The sequence below is a fragment of the Endoryza foliicola genome (genome assembly GCF_050589245.1).
Classification (GTDB): Bacteria; Bacteroidota; Bacteroidia; order Chitinophagales; family Chitinophagaceae; genus Endoryza; species Endoryza foliicola.
This window is the reverse complement of sequence record NZ_JBOBEW010000005.1, coordinates 1-19,852: the sequence shown is the minus strand read 5'-3', so window position 1 is coordinate 19,852 and position 19,852 is coordinate 1. Positions and strand designations below refer to the sequence as shown.

Below are 19,852 nucleotides of genomic sequence, written 5' to 3'. Positions count from 1 at the left end.
GAAAGCAAGCAATAGTTAGCTTTTTCGCTTTACCAAGTGCTTCATTCTGCTAAACGTTTCAGGTTTAATATTCAGATAGGAAGCGAGGTATTTCTGCGGAACGCGCTGAAGTAAATGAGAATTGTTTTCAATAAAATCGAGGAACCGTTCTTTTGGAGTTTGTTGCAGCAATTTGTACATCCGATCATCTTTTTTTGCAAACATTAGCTGCATAATTTGACGTGCCATGCGTTCTCCCCCCACAACTGAGTCAAGTGCTTTGATCATTTGTGTGTACCCTAGTGAAAGCATTACGGTAGGCTCTATACATTCAATAACTACCGGTGATGGAATTTGTTTTATAAATGCAATTTCGGAATGAATTAGATGCCCTTCCGTTGCTAATTGAAGTGTAAACTCGCTTTTACCCTTTCGTGCGAATTTTCTAACTAATCCCTTAATAACAATATTTACATAGTTCTCCATGCCACCAACGTCAACGAGGATGGTCTTCTTTTTAAACTCCCTAACTATGCAATATTTGATGAGGACCTCTGCTAGAGGCACTTCAATATCCACCAAGCGCTGAATAGCACCGACAGCAATAGCCAGTTCCTCGCTGCTTAACACGCGAACCGTTGTCATAATACCTAAAAGTTTAACTTACTAAATCAATTGTTTCAGTCTACTAAAGGTCTCAGGTTTAATGTTTAAATGGGAAGCCAATAACTTCTGCGGAACTCGGTTTAATAGGTCAGGGTATTCTCTCACGTAGTTAAAAAACCGCTCTCTAGGGGTATAGAGAATGTGATTGAGCAACCAGTATTCTTTCCGAACCAGCACATCGCTAATGAGCAACCGTCCTGCCCGCTCCCAACGTTTATCTTTTGAGAACAGGTTTTCCAACCCTTGTTTGCTAAATACGATAAGAGTGGAAGGCTCGATTGTTTCCAGGATATACTTCGACGGAATATTTTGAAATAGGGAGGTTTCAGATGTCAATAACTGCCCTTCACGGCTTATATGTGCAACAATTTCGTCTTTACCGCTATAGAAATACTTCTTCAGCAGTCCTTTAAAAACGAAGTAGACATTTGTTTCAATATCACCCAACTGCGTCAAAATCACCTTTTTATCGAACTGCTTTACTTGCATCAGTTCAACTAAATAGGCTTCATCTTGCGGTAGCAATTTGATGTATTGACCGAAAAAGGCTTTTGTTTCATTGATCACTCTTGCAATTTAAATTTTTTTAAGAAGTTTCTGAAATGAAACTTGAAGTAGTTAATAAATAGCGGGTGTGGGGGATAATTGACTTTTGGATTTAGCTTGATTTACAGTAGGTTTGCAAACCTAAAATTGATAAACCCGCAAACACATGGCAAACAAAATCAAAGTTGCCAATCCGGTAGTAGAACTGGATGGCGATGAAATGACCAGAATTATCTGGAAATTTATCAAAGACAAGCTGATTCTCCCCTATTTGGAATTGGATATCAAATACTACGATTTGGGGGTAGAATACCGCGATCAAACCAATGACCAAGTTACCGTAGACGCTGCGAACGCAATTAAGCAATATGGAGTAGGTATCAAATGTGCTACCATTACTCCCGATGAAGCCCGTGTAAAAGAGTTCAATTTGAAGCAAATGTGGAAGAGTCCGAATGGAACCATCCGCAATATTTTAGATGGAACTGTTTTCCGTGAGCCCATCGTAATTCAGAATATTCCCCGCTTGGTTACGAATTGGGATAGCCCAATCATCGTTGGCCGTCACGCTTTTGGAGACCAATACCGCGCTACAGACTTTGTGGTTCCTGGAAAAGGAAAATTAACCATCAAATTTGAAGGGGAAGACGGTCAGGTGATTGAGCACGAAGTATTTCAATTCAAAGGCGCCGGTGTTGCATTGAGCATGTACAATACTGAAGAAAGTATTAGAGGTTTTGCAAGAAGCTGTTTCAACATGGCTTTGCAAAAAGGATGGCCTTTGTACATGAGTACCAAAAACACGATCCTCAAAAAATACGATGGTCGATTCAAAGATATTTTTGAAGAGATCTATCAAAATGAATTCAAAGCTGCCTACGAAGCCGCCGGCATTACTTACGAGCATCGTTTGATCGATGACATGGTTGCCAGTGCTTTAAAATGGAACGGTAAGTTCGTTTGGGCTTGTAAGAATTATGATGGCGACGTTCAAAGTGATACCGTTGCTCAAGGTTTTGGATCATTGGGATTGATGACATCAGTATTGGTTACTCCTGATGGAAAAACCATGGAAGCTGAAGCGGCTCACGGAACAGTTACTCGTCACTACCGCGATCATCAAAAAGGAAAACCAACTTCTACCAACCCAATCGCGTCAATTTTCGCATGGACCAGAGGTTTGGCATTCCGCGGTAAATTAGACGGCAACCAAGAATTGATCAAATTCTGTGATGCATTGGAAGCTGTTTGTATCGAAACCGTTGAGTCAGGAAAAATGACCAAAGACTTGGCTGTTTGTATCCACGGCAATAAAGTAAACCACGGTGAACATTTCTTGTATACCGAGGAGTTCTTGGATGCAATTGATACCAATTTGAAAGCTAAAATGGGATTGTAATTCCTGTTTTTCCCATAATTTAATCCCGGTCTTTGACCGGGATTTTTTATTTTTAGTAATGCTACTACTTGGATTGGCTATTGCACCAGGAATCGCGATCGTGCTGTTCATATACTTTAAGGACAGTTATGATAAAGAACCTTGGCGCTATTTACTCGCCTCCTTTTTTTTAGGTGCGCTGAGTGTTATTCCCCCACTTCTCTTTCAAATAGTTGTTCCGGAAAAATTTGATGGCTTATTTGCCGAAAAAAGTTGGAGTTACTATGCTTTTCAGGCCTTTGCCATGGTGGCTTTTAGTGAGGAGCTATCAAAATTTATTATGGTTCGCTATTTTGCCTTTCGAAAACCCGCATTCAACGAACCCTTTGATGGAATTGTTTATTCGGTAATTGTAAGTATGGGATTTGCGACCGTTGAAAACATTGGATATGTGATGCAACATGGATTTGCAACGGCTATTCTTCGCATGTTCCTCTCTGTTCCCGCACATGCCAGTTTTGGAGTGATCATGGGATTTCATATTGGCTTAGCAAAATTCTCAACCCAACCACTACAACACTTTTTGAAAGGTTTGCTATTGGCCATACTATTTCACGGATGTTACGATTACTTCTTGTTCCTATTAGAAAGTAAAGAAGTTACTCGATATGTTTCAGAAGGATTGCTAGTATTGGGCGCTTTATTATCATACTTTATAGCAATACGTGTATCGCTCCGCAGCATCCGAGAAGGCAGGAGACTAAAAGAAACGCACTTGCAAATTGATTAAGACGATTTCAAAGCTGCTTCCTTCATTTTAGCCGCTGTGTCTTTGCCCAGATATTTCTCAATAAAAATATGAACGAGATAAATTAACGGGGTGCACAAGATGGCTACTATGAACTTGTAGGAATAGCCTGTAATAGCTATAGCTGTTACGCGGGCAAAGGAAAAATGAAGTGAGAAATACAAATACATATAGCTCACCACAACGGTATCCACCAATTGGCTAAACAAAGTAGAGACGGTTGCTCTCATCCAAATAGACTTCTCTCCTGTTATCAATTTGATTTTTTTGAAAACCAAGGCATCAGTTAATTGACCTATTAGGAAGGCAGTTAAAGAAGCGACAATGATATTCATGCCTTGTCCTAAAATTTGAGTATACGCAGCCTGCATATCAGGAACCCCATTTTTGGCTTGAGAACCTTTCCAGAAATCATCGGGATGAGTGTGAATAGCGAGATAGAATACTAGAAAGGCAAAAGCTATGAGACAGGCAGTTATGATTGAAAGAAAGCGCACCCCTTTTACACCGTAGTACTCATTTATAATATCTGTCATAATAAACACTACCGGCCAAGGAAGCACCCCAACAGTAAGGGTAAAACCTAGTCCCGACTCACCCAGTAAAGTGAAATTAGCGGGAGTAATTCCAACTGTTTGTTCCAGCGAAAAAAGCTTCACTCCAATAATTTCAGCGATCAAGGCATTGGCAATAAAAAACCCTCCCAAAATGATGAACAAACGGGTTGGCTTGTCTTTGATAATATTATGAATCATGAAAACAAATAGATTAGTTGAGCAATGAGAACCAGAAAGTTAAAGAATATCATCCATTTGGGAATCAAGTTCTTTTGAGAATATCGACTCAACAACAAAACGGCGCTTATAATGTTTGCGGCGGCGTTTAAAAAGACACCGATGCCCAGCCCCAAAACGAGAAAGGTGGGAGTAATGTCGCGAATAAAGGTCCAATGAAAGTACTCATGCAAGGCGCTTAGGATGAAGCAGCCATTAACAATTACGGTCAGTCTGAAGAAAAATAATAGGTTTCTCATACCCTTGTGCTGTAAAATTGCATTATTTTGCCCATCTATTTAATTATTATTGATTTATGATGAAAAATCTTTGGCAGAAATCTCAGCCACATGTGATTGCGATTGCGATTTTCTTTGTGATTGCCATGTTCTATTGTTTGCCGGCATTCAAGGGAATGGTGGTAAATCAACACGACGTATTGGGTTGGAAAGGGATGGCGCAACAATCCTTCGAGTTCAAAGAGAAATACGGTCATTTTCCGTATTGGACCAATAGCTTGTTCAGTGGTATGCCTGCTTATCAAGTAGCATTTGAAAGCAAATACAATTTTGGCATTGCTTGGTTAGATTTCGTGTTCAAGTTAGGACTCGCTTCACCGGCAAGTTTGTTCTTTTTGAGCTGCCTTTGTTTCTACATTTTAGGAAATGTACTAAAGATGAAACCCTGGGTAGCCGTTTTTGCAGCCTTGGCTTATTCCTTTGCCTCTTACAATGCCATATTAGTGGCAGTAGGCCATACAACGAAGTTCTCTTCAATGGGATATGCACCGGCTGTATTAGCAGGGTTCATCTTACTAACACAAGGGAAATACCGTTGGGGCTTCATCACTACCTTAGTATTTAGTACGCTCCTCTTCTATCAAAATCACATCCAAATTGTTTATTATACCCTTATCACCATCGCCATTGCGGCTATCGCATTTGCAATCAAAGCAATCAAGGAAAAGCAATTTGTGGCTTTGGGAAAAACTGCTGCTTATGGTTTGGTAGCGGCGGGTATCAGCGCAGGCTCTTATGCCATCATGCTCATTCCCATGAACGAGTATGCCAAAGAAACCATGAGAGGCGGAAGATCTGAACTCACCATTAACAAACCCAAAGACGATAAAACCAAAGGTGGACTCGACAAAGAGTACGCGTTTCGTTGGAGTTATGGCATTGATGAAACGCTCACCATTGCACTTCCTGAATTGAAGGGCGGCAGCAGTGGCCCTGGTGAATTGGGCGACCAATCAAAAGCAATCAGTGTTTTGCAAGAATCGGGATTACCTCAGAATGCTCAACAGTATTTCTATCAATTTCTTTCCTCTTATTGGGGACCACAACGTTCCGGCACTTCAGGCCCTGTTTATTTTGGGGCGATCGTAGTGATGTTGTTCTTGATTGGTTTGTTTGTAGTCCGTTCTTGGCATTTAGGATGGTTGGTAGCCGCCACCCTATTCGGGTTGGTACTCGCTTGGGGCTATCATGTAAGCAGTATTAACTATTTCCTATTCGATCATTTACCCTACTATAATAAATTTCGTGCTCCAAGTATTGCGATGGTAATTCCACAACTGACGTTCTCTGTGTTAGCGGGATTGGCTTTGCAAGCATTAATTTATGAAGACTGGAAAGAAGGAGAATTAATGAAGCGTTTGAAGCCGGCAGCTATTGCTGTTGCAGGTTTTGCGCTTATTATTTGTGCTATGTATTTCACCAGTGACTATCGCTCGGAAAACGACGTGGAAGGTAAGAAAATGATGGTGGAAGCGCTCACTCAAGGTCAAAACGAACAAGCAAGAGCGCAAGTGACCGCCATTGCCAGCGATTTGTTCAATGGTTTATCGGAAGATCGTAAGGCATTGTTTGGAAAAGACTTGTTAAGAATGTTGTTCTTTTTTGTAATTGGTGGAGGTTTAATTTATGCCACCATTCGCAAAAAACTAGCTGCCACAACCGCAGTGATCATTCTATCAGTAGTAAGTTTTATTGATCTGATACAAGTTGATTTACGCTATTTGAACAATGCCAGATATGTACCGGAAGATGAATTCTTGTCGAAATTCACTCCTAACAGAGCCGACATGCAAATAAAACAAGATACCGGCTACTACCGTGTATTCGACAGGGAGAATGACTTCTCTGACGATAGTAGAAGTGCTTACCACCATAACTCTGTAGGAGGTTACCATCCGGCAAAACTGGGATTGTACCAAGATTTGATTTCTGAGCAAATTGGGAAGGGCAATATGCAGTTGTTCAATATGCTAAACACAAAGTATTTCATCATCAACAATCCAAGTGATAATATACCGGTGGCCATTACAAACCCCGACAATATTGGAGCTGCATGGTTGGTAAAAAACATCAAATATGTGAACAATGCCGATGAAGAAATGCGTTCCTTGGATTCAATTAAGCCATTGGATACCGTATATGTTGATGTAAGGGAGAAATCAAAAATTACAGGTACTCCTCAATTCGATTCCACTGCCAAAATCAGTTTTGTTGAAAACAAAAACGATTATATAAAATATACGAGTGTAAGTGCGGCTCCACAGTTTGCGGTGTTCAGTGAAATCTATTACCCATACGGTTGGAAAGCTTATGTAGATGGAAAAGAGACACCCATTGCACGGGTTGACTATGCCTTTAGAGGGCTTTCCTTACCGGCAGGAAATCACACCATTGAATTCAAATTCGAGCCCGACAGTGTTAAAAAAGGAGACCTATTGAGTTTGATTTTGGGAATTGTATCTTGGATTTTGATTTTGATTTGCCTCTTTTTTGAATGGAAAGATGCAAAAAAAGCAACCGTATAGAACAAAAAAATGGACCACTTTATAAATCCAACAACTGAAGTAAGCCGGCTAATCAATGAAAAGGCCGGCTTACTTTATGAAAAGCTTACCCGTTTGCAGGTAGACCAACTCGGTATGCCGGAGGCCTGTTTAATATACTTCAAAGGAAGCCATTTCACTAGATTGTTCTTTTCCATACAAACAAGCGCTCATTTGCTAAATAGAGCGCTGCAGCACTCAGGAAAAAAACCTGAAGAACTCTGTGTAATGGACTATGGCGCGGGTGTTGGAACCCTTTATAGTTTAGCAAAAATGATCGGGTGTAAAGTTGTTTATAATGATCATTTGGAGGATTGGAAAAAAAGTGCTCAATTGATTGCAGAAGCTATAGGCGTGCAAGTAGATCACTATGTTGTTGGTGATATTGATACTACGTTGGATTATTTAGATCAACATCAAATTAAGGTTGATGTTATTTTATCAAGAAATGTGGTTGAGCATATTTACAGTTTAAAATCTTTTTTTGAACTAATTGACAAAAGAGCTCCGGATGCGATCATCATCTCTTCCACTACTGCCAATTTCAACAATCCGGCCAGTCGTTGGAAGCATGCACGATGGCATAAGAAATGGGAACCTGCCTATCTGGCATTGAGAAAAAAATTCATACAAGATCAGTTCCCTCAATTATCGGAAGGTGTTTGGTCACACTTAGCTGTTGCTACGCGTGGCATGAGCTATACAGATATTAAGAGTTCGGTAGAAGCTTTTATTCAGAATAAAACAGTTCCCGATCCTTCAATACACCGCACCAATACCTGCGATCCTGAATACGGAGTTTGGGCTGAACACATCATCCCATTCAGCGAATACAGAACGTTCATTCCTCAACGCTATCAAGTTCTATTTGCAGCGGGTTTTTGGGATACACATTACCGCTCGGTATTGAAACGACTATTGGGAAAAGCAATGAACGCTTTACAAGGAATTGTACCTGTATTTGCTACTCATTTGGCACCTTTTATTTATATAGAAGCAATCCCCAAAAAAGAGAAGTAATGAGCAAAGTAAAAATATTCAGCATTGTTCCTTACACGGTGTTGCCGGCAAAAATGGGCGGAGAAAAGGGCATTGCTTTGTTTAATGAATACTTGGGACAAGAGGCGGAACTCACAGCAATTGGAACGGAAGGGAATGATACCACTCTCGCAAAGACGTATCAATTTCTTCGTGTATTTCCTAATAGCCGAACTCGCTACGGGAATTTGTTTCTTTTCTTTAAAGTAAAAAAGCTACTGAAAGAATCAGGAGCTCAACATTTCATAATTGAACACCCCTATTATGGATGGTTGGCATGGATGCTGCGGATGGCAACAAATGCAAAATGGATCGTACATTCTCATAATATCGAATACCAACGTTCTCGATCGATTGGTAGAAAGTGGTGGCCTGCATTAAAGTGGTACGAAAAGTGGGTGTACAGGCAAGCAGACACTGTTTTCTTTATTTCCGATGACGATCGAACGTATGCCGTAAATAGCTTTGGGTTGAAATCTGAAAAAACGCATACCATTACTTATGGGATAGAAATTGCAGCTGCACCGAATAGCAAACAAGAATTCAAAAAGACCATTGCGCATAGACATGGATTTGATGAACAAGATCGAATCCTGCTTTTCAATGGAGCCCTGTATCAAAACTCGAACTATGAAGCGTTGGATGTTATACTGGAAAAAATAAATCCGGTTTTGGAAAAAGCCGGGATCCCGTATAAAATTTTAATATGCGGAAAGGGTTTACCCGATCGATACCAAGAATTAAAAGGATATGCGAATAGCAATATTGTGTATCCCGGTTTTGTAGATGATATTTCCGAATACTTCAAAGCAGCAGATATCTTTTTAAATCCAATAATGACCGGTGGAGGGGTAAAAACAAAAGCCATCGAAGCGATTGCCTATGGCTGTAAAGTAATTTCCACGCAATTGGGGGCTATGGGAATAGAAGCGGAAGTATGCGGAGATCAATTGGTAAAACTAGAAGATGGAAATTGGACTCTATTTGCGACAACAACTGTTAACAGCTTGCCTGAAACTGGCACCACACCGGCCTCATTTTATGAACACTATTATTGGGGTCACATCGCGAAGAAAGTGGTAGGCATAATAAGCACAATCCCGCACGGTTAAATGCGGGATTCACTCAAAAAGGAAATGGTAAAAAAAGTAGGAATAATTTCTGAGGTGAAATTAGGGCGGTTGGGTACATCGAAGAAATAAGCTTCCCCAAGTGTGTAAAAACGTTGATCAACCGTGTATCAACTACTACAATACATTGATTATCAGAACTAGGCTAAAGAGCTTAAATTGGCGACAACCACGTTAAAAAGTCTTTCTTTCTTCGAGCTGCAACTTCTAATTGTGTTCCATCTACACACTCCACAAATCCTCCTCTCCCATTTATATATTTTTTAATCCAAGCACGATTTATAATGTAAGAATGATGTATCCGAAAGAACAGTTCACTATCTAAACTATCTTCAAACTCCTTTATAGACTTGTTACTAAGGTGCTTTTTAGAATCAGTTGTATAGATAACGGAGTAACCTCCTGATGCTTCGATCTTACTAATAGTAGATAGCGGTATGATATCGATCCCACCTTTTGAATTGCTTATACTTATTATTTCTTGTTGTGACTTACTTTTTGACTCAGAGTCAATTGAAGCTTGATCCAGTTGCTTTAAGTGTATTCTCTTTCTTACTTTTTCAAGCGTTTGCCTCAATTCAATTATAGAAACGGGTTTTAGCAAATAATCTACTGCCTCAAACTTAAATGCTTTGAGCGCATACTCATCAAAAGCAGTAATAAACACTACTTCAAACCCGCGACTTTTGTATTTTTCTAGGAGCTGGAAAGCATTACCGAAAGGCATTTCAATATCGAGAAACACAAGATTCGGATTCGTGGACTGGATAACAACCTGAGCTTGTTGTATCGAATTAGCAGTGCCAACAATTTCAATACCATCACAGTAATTGCTGAGGAGTTCCTGCATCACACGAACATTCTTTGGTTCGTCGTCTACTAATACAATTTTTAAAAAATCAGACATTACCTTAAATTAAAACAGACAATATAATTCGTACACCTGGATACATTTTATCTTCACTATCTGCATCTTCAATATGTATCTTGATCTTATTAGAATACTCCTCAAAATTATTTATCCTGTCTAAAGACAAGAGCAATCCTTTCGACTGGTGCATTTGCTTCGTTTCATTAATACTTCTTGAAGCATTCATCCCAATACCATTATCTTGGATAACAACTTGAAGTTCTCCTTTTACTCTTTTAACATGAACTTCAACCCTACCTAACTTATCGTTTCTATTGCGCACCCCATGTCTGATTGCGTTCTCTGCAAAAGGTTGTAGAATCAGAGGGGGCACCCAAACATCTTTTAGCACTGGTTCGTCAAATCCACTTGTAATCACTTTAAAATCATCTTCAAACTTCATTCGTTCCAAATTCAAATAATTTTCCAGAAAAGAAAGCTCATCGTAGAGAGAAATCTTTGTTTTAGAGGTTAAGTCTAAGGTTTTTCTGAGCAACTTAGAGAACGAAGAAATATATTGATTTGCCCCTATAACATCTTTATCAATAACATATTGCTGAATAGAATTCAAACTATTATAAATAAAATGCGGGTTCATTTGTGTTCTCAACACTTGTTGTTCTAGTTCAGTGATCTTATTTTGAACCATCATTACTTCTGCATTCTTTCTAGCTTGAATGTTAAGTCTCCAGCGAACAATTAGATAGATAAAGAAAACCGATAAAGCCAAGAGTAGAAATCGAACAATACTGAGTTCCCAAAACCCTTTACTAATCAAAAATGGCAAACTGATTGTTTCACTGATTATACCAAAACGGTTCTGGGCCCTAATTTGAAACTCATAATTCCCGGAAGGTAGCTGTGTATAGTTCAATACAGTTTGATCTGTCACTTTCCATACAGAATCAAACCCCATAAGCCGATAGAAGTATTTAACATCTCCGAGAGCAGTAAAAGAAATCCCAGTATATTCAAATTCCACATTATTGAATTGATTAGATAATGATACGCGCACACTATCAGACCAATTCAACAAAGAATCGTTTGCTCGAAATGTGATTATTCGCATCACACATTTTGAGTTCGAACTAAAAGCCTGATTTCGAAATACAGTGAACCCCTCAGATGACCCTGCTGCAACCAAATTCAGATTTGGGAAAGTGGTGATACTGCTGATCTCCTCGGAGGCTAAACCATTGGACTCGGCAAACGAAACCATTCGGTCTTTATCGTTTAAATTAACTTCTGAGACGCCTTTATCGGTAGTAATCCATAGTGAACTTTCGTCGATTGCAAGGCTTCGGCAGATATTGCTTATTAAACCATTTTTAGTATCAAAATGCTTTATAATAGAGTCGTTCTTAATATAGAAAACGCCATTTCCTAGAGTAGCAATCCAAAGTCCACCATATCTATCCTTTTTCAAACTGGAAATACGGTCAGATATAATGTTAATCTTATCTTCTTTATACCTACCGGAATAATAAGTTGCCTTACGCAGCCCATTTAAAGTTCCAATATAGTAACTGTTGCTGATTTTTGTTATCGCAGTGGCTCTGCTTGGCCAGATTGTGTCTTGCGTAATCAAGCTGGGTCGTTTCAAAGATATTACGTTTGCACTTGTAGCCAAAAGCAATTCACCTGTTTCGTCTTCATAGATATCTTTAACAACAACAAAAGCTTTCAAAATACCACAATTCAAAAGAGAGTCATAAACAAAAACCGCTGACGGTGTTCCGATTAAATAATTGCCATCGCGGAGTTTAACTATCTTACTAACCGGTTGTTGAACTTCAATAACACTCTCAGCTTCTTTTTTAAACTCGATTTTCTGCTGATCGCTTAATTGATATTTATAAAGATACCCAAGATCCGTTCCTAAGATTAGTGTACTATTAAGCGCCTCAATTGCCGTTACACTTAAATTCCGTTCTCTATTAAGCGGAATTCGGTAGTTTAAAAAATCCTGAGAATTCAATTTAAAAACACCTTTGCCAAGAGTCGAAAACCACCAATTGTTTTCATTATCAATAAACGCGTAAGATATCAACTGATTTTGCAGTAAATGCTTATTTTTCGTGGAATCCATTAGATCGTACAAATAGACCCCGTCGCGTTTACAAATTGCTACGATACTGTCTTTTACGATAAGTGTTTTCAACACTTTCAAATCAAAAGGAATCTTAAAATTCTTAGTTTCAGAAACAAAAATAGTTTGACTATAGAGTTCATTTCTCCAAACCAGCACATTTTCAGTTACAGAAGAATAAGCAGAATGAAATGAAGGATAAGAAAACCTCTTTTCTGGTTTTAGCTTTTGACTCTTTAAAGAATACAGTACATCGCCATACCCCAACCATACTCCACCACTCTTTCTCCTACCTACGGCACCAAAAATCTCTTTACCCAAACTCTCTTTCGAGTAAGTAACAACGGTATTATTTGATATTACATTCAATTCTGAATTATCTAATACATAGATATTCCCATTCGAATCTTCTGTAAAAGAATTCACACTTTTGTAGGCTCCCCCAAAAATAGTACGTTTTGAAAGTAGACAAAAGCGTTAACTTTAAAAACGTAAAGTATGAAAAAGAGTCAATTTAGTCCTACGCAAATTGCGAACATTTTGAAAGAATTTGACCATGGAAAGAGTGCTGAAGATCTCAGCCGAGACCATGGTATTAGCAAGGCAACTTTATACAAATGGCGCCAGCGCTACGGCGGTATGGAAGCTACAGAACTCAAGCGAATCAAAGAGCTAGAAGAGGAAAATGCGCGCTTGAAAAAGATGTATGCTAATTTGGCCATGGAATTAGATGTAGCAAAATATCTGATTGAAAAAAAGCTCTAAAGCCTTGCGATAAACGGAGGATCATAAGCGAACTCCGCGAGGAACGTCCAAAAGACATCGGCAAGGCGTGTCGGTTATTAAAAACAAGCAGAAGTAGTTTAGTGTATACATCGGTAAAAGACGATCGAGCCATTAGTGTTTATCTGCAAGAATTGGCAGTTAAGAATCCACTAGAAGGCTTTTGGAAATGCTATGGCCGCATCCGCAATACCGGTGAAATTGTAAATCATAAAAGGTTGCACAGGGTTTATAAGCAATTAGGCATGTCACTGCGTCGCAAGGTAAAGAAACGGCTTCCAGCGCGTGTTAAAGAGCCACTAGCAGTACCAGAAGCGTTCACTAATACATGGAGTATCGACTTTATGAGTGATGCGTTGAGTAATGGTACCAAGTTCAGATCGTTTAATGTAATTGATGACTACAACCGAGAAGTGTTGTTTATTGAAACCGATTATTCATTGAAAAGCAGCAGGGTAATATGGGTGCTAAAGCATTTAATCAACCGCTATGGCAAACCTCAAAAAATCAGAATGGACAATGGGCCCGAATTTGTAGCGAAACTGGCTCAAAGCTGGAGTGAAGCAAACGGTATTGAATTTAAATACATACAGCCCGGCAAGCCAATGCAAAATGCCTATATCGAAAGGTTCAATAAAACCTACCGTGAGTGCGTGCTAGACGCCTACCTGTTCGATAAACTGGATGAAGTACGTGAAGTGACAGCAGAATGGATGGAGGATTACAATAACAATCGCCCTCACGATGCCTTGGGAGGCCTACCACCCAGAGTCTACAGGGAGCAAATGGGCCGCCCTCTGGGGCTCCGTTCCGCTTCGGCTACGCCTTCGCTCCACTACGCCCCAGAGGCTTTAAAACAGAAACCAATGAATGAAACAGTCTACTTTTAAATGGTACTAAAAAGGGGGAGCCTACACTTTCCCTTAGCACTAATTTTCTTAAAACAGAATCATTGGAACCGGTATAAAACTTTCCTTTACTGTAATAAGCAATCGCATTCTTAAAATAGCTGATCCACAAACGGTTTTTAGAATCCACGAACAAAGCAAGAACTTCATTATCGGGAAGACCATCTTTCGAAGTATAATTAACAAATTTGGATCCATCAAATCTGCTCAAACCCGATTCTGTTCCAAACCAAATAAAACCCGAAGAATCCTGCGCCATAGCGTATACCTGATTACCCGCTAGGCCATTCTTAGAAGTTAAATTCGTAAAACTGTACTCCTGAGAGTAAGCTTTACTCATGATACTCAGAAAACAGAACAAAAGACCGAAATAGATGATATGAATTTTCTTGTAATACAAAGCTTACATCACTTTATAAAAGGTTGGTTTGTTTGCAAACAATTTAAGTAAAAATGGAGTCAAGAGTGCAATTGTTTTAGCATATTGACAGGCAAATCCAAACCTTTGTCTAAATCTATTGAACTTAAGAATTGACTCGAGAATACCTCCTATAAATAAAATAGGAATCTCTCCGAATAATATCAGAACATGAAAAAAGTACCAGAGCAAGCCGTATTGCTTTCTAATTCTAACAAGATTGGAGAGAATCATTTGTCCACCTTTTTTTCCGGTTATCTGCTGGTATCCTTTTGCATCCAATCCCACTGTAGCAATGGCGGAAGCACCTTGTAAATGAGTTACGTTTAATTCTCCTAACACAATCAGTTTCCCGGCTTTTCTAAGCCTAGAACACCATTCTGCCTCTTCTGCATAAAGAAAAAAGTCTTCATCTAAAGGTCCAACTTGCTCAATAGCTTTTCTAGTAACCATCAGAAAGGCCCCATTGATCCAGTCAACTTCTACTTCCGAAACTGCTTCCGGTATATTCGTCTTTTTAACTTTAAATTGAAATGCCATCCATCGAAGCAGCGGCCCTAAAAAAGGCAAGGGAAGCAAGTTGTTCAAGCTTCCTGTCATGAAATAATTGCCCGATATCTGTGGACTTCCGTCAGGGTTCAACAATTGAACTCCAACAGCCGCTGCTTCTAACTCTGACAACCGAGTAGCTGAGCGTTGTACCGCATCTTCGTGAACTATGGTATCCGTATTAAGCAACAAAACGATCTCACCATTTGCATGCTTTATTCCTAGATTGTTCGCTCTGGCAAACCCGGCATTGTACCCTGTTTCAAACCAACGTACAAAGGGGAAAAGCGTAAGAACGCGCTCTTTACCACCGTCCTTACTATCATTGTCAACAACAATTATATCCAATTCCCAGGTTTTCTTGAACTGAAAAATGGAGTGAAGACAATCGATTAATAAATCGGCTGTTTTGTAGTTAACGAATATAATGGAGAGGGTTTTCACTGGTGCTTTCGATACATTAAAAAATTCAAAAACATAAACACTTTAGACAATAACCCGATTCGTAATAACCTTCTCGGGATTTTGTTTTGCCACAATATCATTTTCTCGATTGATGCAGGTATTCTCTGTGTATAGCCCGTAAGTTCAATTTCTCTCAATGATCTTATATTCAAATTTCGAATCAATCGCCAAAAAGCATCGTACACAAGCCAATTCTCCATTTTTTTGAACCCAATTTTTGAAAGCATGTAGAAATTCTCGGGGATCTCAACATTTGGATTATGTACACAAGAAACTGTTACTTGTTCTTGACTCATTCCTACATTAATCAGAGAGGATTCAATATGTTTTAATTTTCTACCTTCAAGAGCGCGAACATAAAAGTCGATATCTACCACCCATTTAATGGTTCGGTCATACTCGATCGCTAACGAGGCCGGATGCATGATTACGCTAGGAGGGCCAATACAATTGGAAGAAAACAAGGTAGCAGGCTCAAGCTGCACCCATCTAAGTCGATTGGTTGGGGGCACCACTTCTTCTTCTCTATTTTCATCCAGAAATATGTTTTTATAGCTGGAAAAAATAATGGCTCCCGGATTTCCCTGTGCAGCATTGGCAAATTCTCTCAAGCTAGTTGGGGTTGAAAACCAGTCGTCATCATGCATCAATTTTATCCATTCTCCACTTGCGTGCCTAATTGCATGATTCCAGTTTTCAGGTGTACCCAAGGCTTTTTCGTTTTTAAGCAGCTTAATAGGAAACTGTGTCGAAAACTCTGCACAAAGTTCCTGAACAGAGTTGTCAGGGCTGTCATCGGATACTACTACTTCAAAATCTCGATATTCCTGAATAGAAATAGACGCTAGTAGACGTTCCAAATACTCTACTCTTTTATATGCAGGAATACAAATAGAAATAAAAACGTTTTTTGCAAAATCCATACCTAGTTTTTATTGTTCTTATTGGAAAGCCATTCTAAAACAACCAATTTTTCATTTATAATTTAAGTTCTTTACGAATACACTATGGCAAAAAAGAATACCGATTTGATTTAACATATTGATCATTAATCTCATCCTATTCATTAATTTGAACTTGCCAGATCATTTTTCAGATCTAAATTACTAAGGAGAGAAAAGATCCAATCTGACTAAAGCAAGCCTCAACAATCCTTTATGATAAAGTCAGAACGCTTACAGAACTGGGAAAATAACAATCCCTGCTATGTTAAAATCACCCTTAGTACAATACCAACTAATACCAGTTAATGACCAATAAAAGCTTTAAAATGATCAGTTTGATGATATGTAATTAAAATAATTACAAAAGTATATTTCTAATTGCAATAAAGATAGACTAAACATGATCAATTCGCATGCTTTTATTTTTTAATATATTAAGTGAAGCACATTTATCCCTTAAAACATTGCTATTTGATCGAAAGAAAGTCAACCTTTCTCTTGAATGGATTCGACATTAGTATTAATTCTTTAACTTACAAGAGCTTAAGTCTGTAATATCCACCCACTAAGCATTTACATTGTAGATTGCTTTGAAAAAAAGCGTACACCGCATAATCCTAATTTTCAGTGTATTCTATGCAATTAAATAGACGGCTACATCATTTTAATTTCAAAAAAAAGGAAAAAGATACTCTTTAATAGGTATCGTAAGTCAAAAATTAACTTTTACTTGTTAATCATTCTGAATCAATTAGAATTTTCATTAATAATTATTTTAATTATAAACTTGCTTACTATGTCAAAAAAGCAGTGTATATTAGGGTAGCTCTTTGAGTTAGAAAGTAGCCTCCGTTCGGGATGTTGATGCCGGAAAGAAAGTATCTGTCAAGTAGTTTGTCATATCGCTTTGGTTTCCAAAACCAAGAAATAGATATTGATCTTTTCGACGGCGCAATTATTTTTGATTTTCGCGCAGAAGATCCTCGGCTTGGGAGATTTTTTAGTGTTGATCCGATCGCAAAGAGTTTTCCGTGGAATAGTCCGTATGCTTTTTCTGAGAATAGCCCAATTCGATTTATAGAATTAGAAGGTAAAGAAAGGGCTGAGCCAAAAATGTTTGAATTAGCAAAAAGAATGATTAATGATTGGCGGAGTGAAATAGTTTCAACAGGTAATGATAAAACACTTGTTAGTAATTTATCACGAACGGAAGTGCTCAATCAGCTCGAGAAGATGATGAATTTAGTTCATGATCAAAAGACTATTAGTTCATGTAATCAAGTTGGCTGGTATTGTGGACCATTAGCTGCATTAGGTGCAGCTGCAATTAATAATCCAATGGGATATGCTACAATGGTTTGGGATCTTGTTACAACAGGAAAATCTGATCGTGAAGGTTCTTTAAAAAATGGATTAGTCTTACCAATATGGATTTCTGATATAGATATGAGTATTGGGACAATAACCCAATCAAACTACCATGGTACAGGCTTAACTACAAATTTTGCAATTGATTTAATTGTAATGTATAGTTTAAGAGCTTCTGAAAATGATCGTTCAGCCAGTGGACAGAACCTGATTTCTAACTATACTCAAAAAAATGCAGGAACATTGCCATGGGAAATTGACGATATGTTTAATAGGTTAGGAATGTCGGTTGAAAACCAAAGAATTTATCGTGGTCAAGGGAATGGAATTCTTAAGAAATTAGAAGAGGCGGTGGAGTCTAACTATACTCCAATTATCTTTGATAATGAGATTATTACACAATCAGGCATTGATCCTAATAGTCCTCAAGGCAGCAAAGAAAGAGTCGAAGTTGGAAAAGGCATAGAACTGAATGTAGGTATACATTACATTGTTTTATTAAAGTTTAAAAGAAATAAAGCTGAGAGAACAGTAGACTATACTACCTTAGAAAACGGCACGATTAAGGAGCACAAAGGGGTGTCTTATCGAGCATTTAGGAGAGGAATGAAAGGCTTTTGGATACCCAAAAACAATTAAAATGAAGACTTATATTTTTTCTTTAATCATTTTTTTACTTCTATTTAGTGACATTTGTTTTTCACAACAAAATGGCTATCTGAATGTCTCTCTAGAAAAAAATCAAAAGAGATATGAGTTAGAATCCGGGCAGTTAAAGTACAACGTGTATTCTGTTAAAAAAAAGAACGGTAAAAGAGACAAAAAAATCTATCAGGTAGTTGTGGATTTTTCCGAGTTTGGAAAAATTCAAGATATTAAAATTATTAGAAATGATACGATAGAAACATTTCGTGTAATAGGAGATTCGATTGTGTCAAACTCGCGCTCAGATTTTTATCTAAACTACTTTGTTTATGATTATCAGTCTGTGTATAATAAGGGAATTCAACTTATAAAGCCAGATGAAATCAGATTTAGAAGGCATAATTGTTTAAGATTTGTTCAGTATTATTTTGTTGATTTGAAAGCTAAATGGAATTCAGGTTCTGTTATCTACTATAAAAAGATTCCGGTCAGGATTTTAGGACCTGATTTTGAACATAATGGTGGTTTTATTTGGAAGTTACTAGAGTTTCCTAAATAATCATTTAAAATTGGATTGAATGGTTGCCAAGGAGATGAAGTTGTTTAATTGTAAAAGAGGTATTGTTGCCATGCTCTATTGAAAACCTTCAAAGACAAAATGGACGATATAATTCAGGGTAATTTCAATAAAGCACTTGAAACAGAACATTGATATGGATAGACTTATTTCTTTGCTGCATATTTATGTGAGCTATATAAAAATATTTGAGGCAAGCTTGGTTGAAAAGTACAAATTAGATGATATTCCTTATAACTTGGCCGGCAAAAAGTTTCCCAAAAATGGATCACTCAAAATAGATAATGAATTTATTGAATATCGCTATCATGGAAGAGGTTGTACCTTATTGTGGAACAAAGTTAAAATAATATTCAAAGTCGATGCGGCCTCTGAAAACAAAATAATAATTACGCCACTTAGTTGGGATGTTTTTTTAGAGACATATATGGTCCAATTTCCTGAAAAAAAATACTCCAATATGAATGACTGTATATTAGAACATTTTGAATCGATTGGGATTTTTACAAAAAGGCAAACCAAAAATAGCTCAGATTTTAACGTAAATGAGGTATGGATAAGCTCCTTCAATAAATAGATGTATAATTGAAGGGCTGAAAGTATCTACTTTAGCTTTTTAATTCATACGGTTTTAGTGCATTGGATGTATAAATTAAACTGAGTCAATTTTGATTGATATCTACTAGCCTCCTAATAATTCTAGCAAACCAAATTGATTCAATTAGTTTAAAGACTAATTACGAAGCTTAAAAATCTATTGTTATTCTAATTCTAGTCAAGTTTTTTAATTGATGTTGGCCAATATTTGTTTGGAATCAACTTACAAAACTGCCGGTAAACTTCTTGTACATCTGTATAAGGAACATCAAAACATTGTATATTATTAAGAATTTCATTGTCTATCTTCGGGTTTTTCAGCCAGAGAAATTTGCAAGCTTTGCCACTAAAAACGGATGTTATTGCCCAACTGTCAAAATTCTCTCCAAAGTTAAAAATAAATGTATCATACTTGCAATACATATCTTGCTCCTCATCA

Annotated in this window: 19 protein-coding genes; 9 read left to right on the top strand and 10 right to left on the bottom strand. The window is 37.9% G+C overall.

Going from position 1 to position 19,852, the window contains the following annotated elements:
• Positions 1-15: 15 nt before the first annotated feature.
• Together ACQ2HE_RS12380 and ACQ2HE_RS12375 are read right to left on the bottom strand one after the other, a co-directional pair.
• A complete protein-coding gene (locus tag ACQ2HE_RS12380) occupies positions 16-624 on the bottom strand; it encodes a Crp/Fnr family transcriptional regulator (RefSeq protein ID WP_430896486.1) in 609 nt (202 codons plus the stop codon).
• A gap of 21 nt (positions 625-645) precedes the next feature.
• A complete protein-coding gene (locus ACQ2HE_RS12375) occupies positions 646-1,212 on the bottom strand; it encodes a Crp/Fnr family transcriptional regulator (protein WP_430896488.1) in 567 nt (188 codons plus the stop codon).
• 145 nt (positions 1,213-1,357) lie between these two features.
• On the opposite strand from ACQ2HE_RS12375, the gene ACQ2HE_RS12370 reads away from it, so the two are divergent.
• Complete coding sequence (locus tag ACQ2HE_RS12370) at positions 1,358-2,590, top strand: NADP-dependent isocitrate dehydrogenase (RefSeq protein WP_430896490.1); 1,233 nt, start codon at positions 1,358-1,360, stop codon at positions 2,588-2,590.
• 58 nt (positions 2,591-2,648) lie between these two features.
• Positions 2,649-3,359: a PrsW family intramembrane metalloprotease gene (locus ACQ2HE_RS12365; RefSeq protein ID WP_430896492.1), complete on the top strand. Its 711-nt coding sequence runs from the start codon at positions 2,649-2,651 to the stop codon at positions 3,357-3,359.
• Here the strand turns inward: ACQ2HE_RS12365 and ACQ2HE_RS12360 are convergent.
• The gene (locus ACQ2HE_RS12360) at positions 3,356-4,132 is read right to left on the bottom strand and encodes a queuosine precursor transporter (RefSeq protein WP_430896494.1); all 777 of its coding nucleotides are present in this window, start codon (positions 4,130-4,132) and stop codon (positions 3,356-3,358) included. The genes ACQ2HE_RS12365 and ACQ2HE_RS12360 overlap by 4 nt on opposite strands.
• On the bottom strand, positions 4,129-4,410 hold the full coding sequence (locus tag ACQ2HE_RS12355) for a hypothetical protein (protein ID WP_430896496.1): 282 nt from the start codon (positions 4,408-4,410) through the stop codon (positions 4,129-4,131). Before ACQ2HE_RS12355 ends, ACQ2HE_RS12360 begins: the two co-directional genes overlap by 4 nt.
• Before the next feature lie 56 nt (positions 4,411-4,466).
• On the opposite strand from ACQ2HE_RS12355, the gene ACQ2HE_RS12350 reads away from it, so the two are divergent.
• The 3 genes from ACQ2HE_RS12350 to ACQ2HE_RS12340 are packed head-to-tail and all read left to right on the top strand — an operon-like array spanning position 4,467 to position 9,142.
• The gene (locus ACQ2HE_RS12350; RefSeq protein ID WP_430896498.1) at positions 4,467-6,974 is read left to right on the top strand and encodes a YfhO family protein; all 2,508 of its coding nucleotides are present in this window, start codon (positions 4,467-4,469) and stop codon (positions 6,972-6,974) included.
• Positions 6,975-6,983: 9 nt separating this feature from the next.
• A complete protein-coding gene (locus ACQ2HE_RS12345) occupies positions 6,984-8,012 on the top strand; it encodes a class I SAM-dependent methyltransferase (RefSeq protein ID WP_430896500.1) in 1,029 nt (342 codons plus the stop codon).
• Positions 8,012-9,142: a glycosyltransferase family 4 protein gene (locus ACQ2HE_RS12340; RefSeq protein WP_430896502.1), complete on the top strand. Its 1,131-nt coding sequence runs from the start codon at positions 8,012-8,014 to the stop codon at positions 9,140-9,142. Before ACQ2HE_RS12345 ends, ACQ2HE_RS12340 begins: the two co-directional genes overlap by 1 nt.
• Positions 9,143-9,314: 172 nt before the next feature.
• On the opposite strand, the gene ACQ2HE_RS12335 is transcribed toward ACQ2HE_RS12340, so the two are convergent.
• Positions 9,315-10,067, bottom strand: coding sequence for a LytR/AlgR family response regulator transcription factor (locus ACQ2HE_RS12335; RefSeq protein WP_430896504.1), 753 nt, complete (start codon positions 10,065-10,067; stop codon positions 9,315-9,317).
• A 4-nt stretch (positions 10,068-10,071) separates the two neighbouring features.
• Positions 10,072-12,480: a sensor histidine kinase gene (locus ACQ2HE_RS12330; protein WP_430896506.1), complete on the bottom strand. Its 2,409-nt coding sequence runs from the start codon at positions 12,478-12,480 to the stop codon at positions 10,072-10,074.
• Between the two features lie 177 nt (positions 12,481-12,657).
• Here ACQ2HE_RS12330 and ACQ2HE_RS12325 point away from each other — a divergent pair.
• Positions 12,658-13,832 (top strand): IS3 family transposase gene (locus ACQ2HE_RS12325; protein ID WP_430902456.1). Its coding sequence is split into 2 segments (ribosomal slippage): positions 12,658-12,919 and positions 12,919-13,832, totalling 1,176 coding nucleotides; the frame shifts between segments, so codons are not numbered across the junction.
• Here ACQ2HE_RS12325 and ACQ2HE_RS12320 read toward each other — a convergent pair.
• From ACQ2HE_RS12320 to ACQ2HE_RS12310, 3 genes are all read right to left on the bottom strand, one after another.
• Positions 13,762-14,190: a ligand-binding sensor domain-containing protein gene (locus ACQ2HE_RS12320; protein WP_430902455.1), complete on the bottom strand. Its 429-nt coding sequence runs from the start codon at positions 14,188-14,190 to the stop codon at positions 13,762-13,764. The genes ACQ2HE_RS12325 and ACQ2HE_RS12320 overlap by 71 nt on opposite strands.
• Positions 14,191-14,253: 63 nt before the next feature.
• On the bottom strand, positions 14,254-15,261 hold the full coding sequence (locus ACQ2HE_RS12315; RefSeq protein WP_430901892.1) for a glycosyltransferase family 2 protein: 1,008 nt from the start codon (positions 15,259-15,261) through the stop codon (positions 14,254-14,256).
• Positions 15,258-16,205 (bottom strand): glycosyltransferase family 2 protein, encoded by a 948-nt coding sequence (locus ACQ2HE_RS12310; protein ID WP_430901890.1) that lies wholly within the window; start codon positions 16,203-16,205, stop codon positions 15,258-15,260. Before ACQ2HE_RS12310 ends, ACQ2HE_RS12315 begins: the two co-directional genes overlap by 4 nt.
• Positions 16,206-17,084: 879 nt before the next feature.
• Between ACQ2HE_RS12310 and ACQ2HE_RS12305 the strand changes: the two genes are divergently transcribed.
• The 3 genes from ACQ2HE_RS12305 (at position 17,085) to ACQ2HE_RS12295 (ending at position 19,393) form a co-directional block, all read left to right on the top strand.
• Positions 17,085-18,233: a hypothetical protein gene (locus ACQ2HE_RS12305; RefSeq protein WP_430902454.1), complete on the top strand. Its 1,149-nt coding sequence runs from the start codon at positions 17,085-17,087 to the stop codon at positions 18,231-18,233.
• Position 18,234: 1 nt separating this feature from the next.
• Positions 18,235-18,798: a hypothetical protein gene (locus tag ACQ2HE_RS12300; protein WP_430901907.1), complete on the top strand. Its 564-nt coding sequence runs from the start codon at positions 18,235-18,237 to the stop codon at positions 18,796-18,798.
• A 154-nt stretch (positions 18,799-18,952) separates the two neighbouring features.
• Positions 18,953-19,393 carry a DUF6896 domain-containing protein gene (locus tag ACQ2HE_RS12295; RefSeq protein WP_430901905.1) on the top strand — a complete coding sequence of 147 codons (441 nt, stop codon included), beginning with the start codon at positions 18,953-18,955 and terminating at the stop codon, positions 19,391-19,393.
• A gap of 194 nt (positions 19,394-19,587) precedes the next feature.
• On the opposite strand, the gene ACQ2HE_RS12290 is transcribed toward ACQ2HE_RS12295, so the two are convergent.
• Positions 19,588-19,852 (bottom strand): hypothetical protein (locus tag ACQ2HE_RS12290; RefSeq protein ID WP_430902453.1); only part of this gene is annotated, 265 nt, incomplete at its 5' end.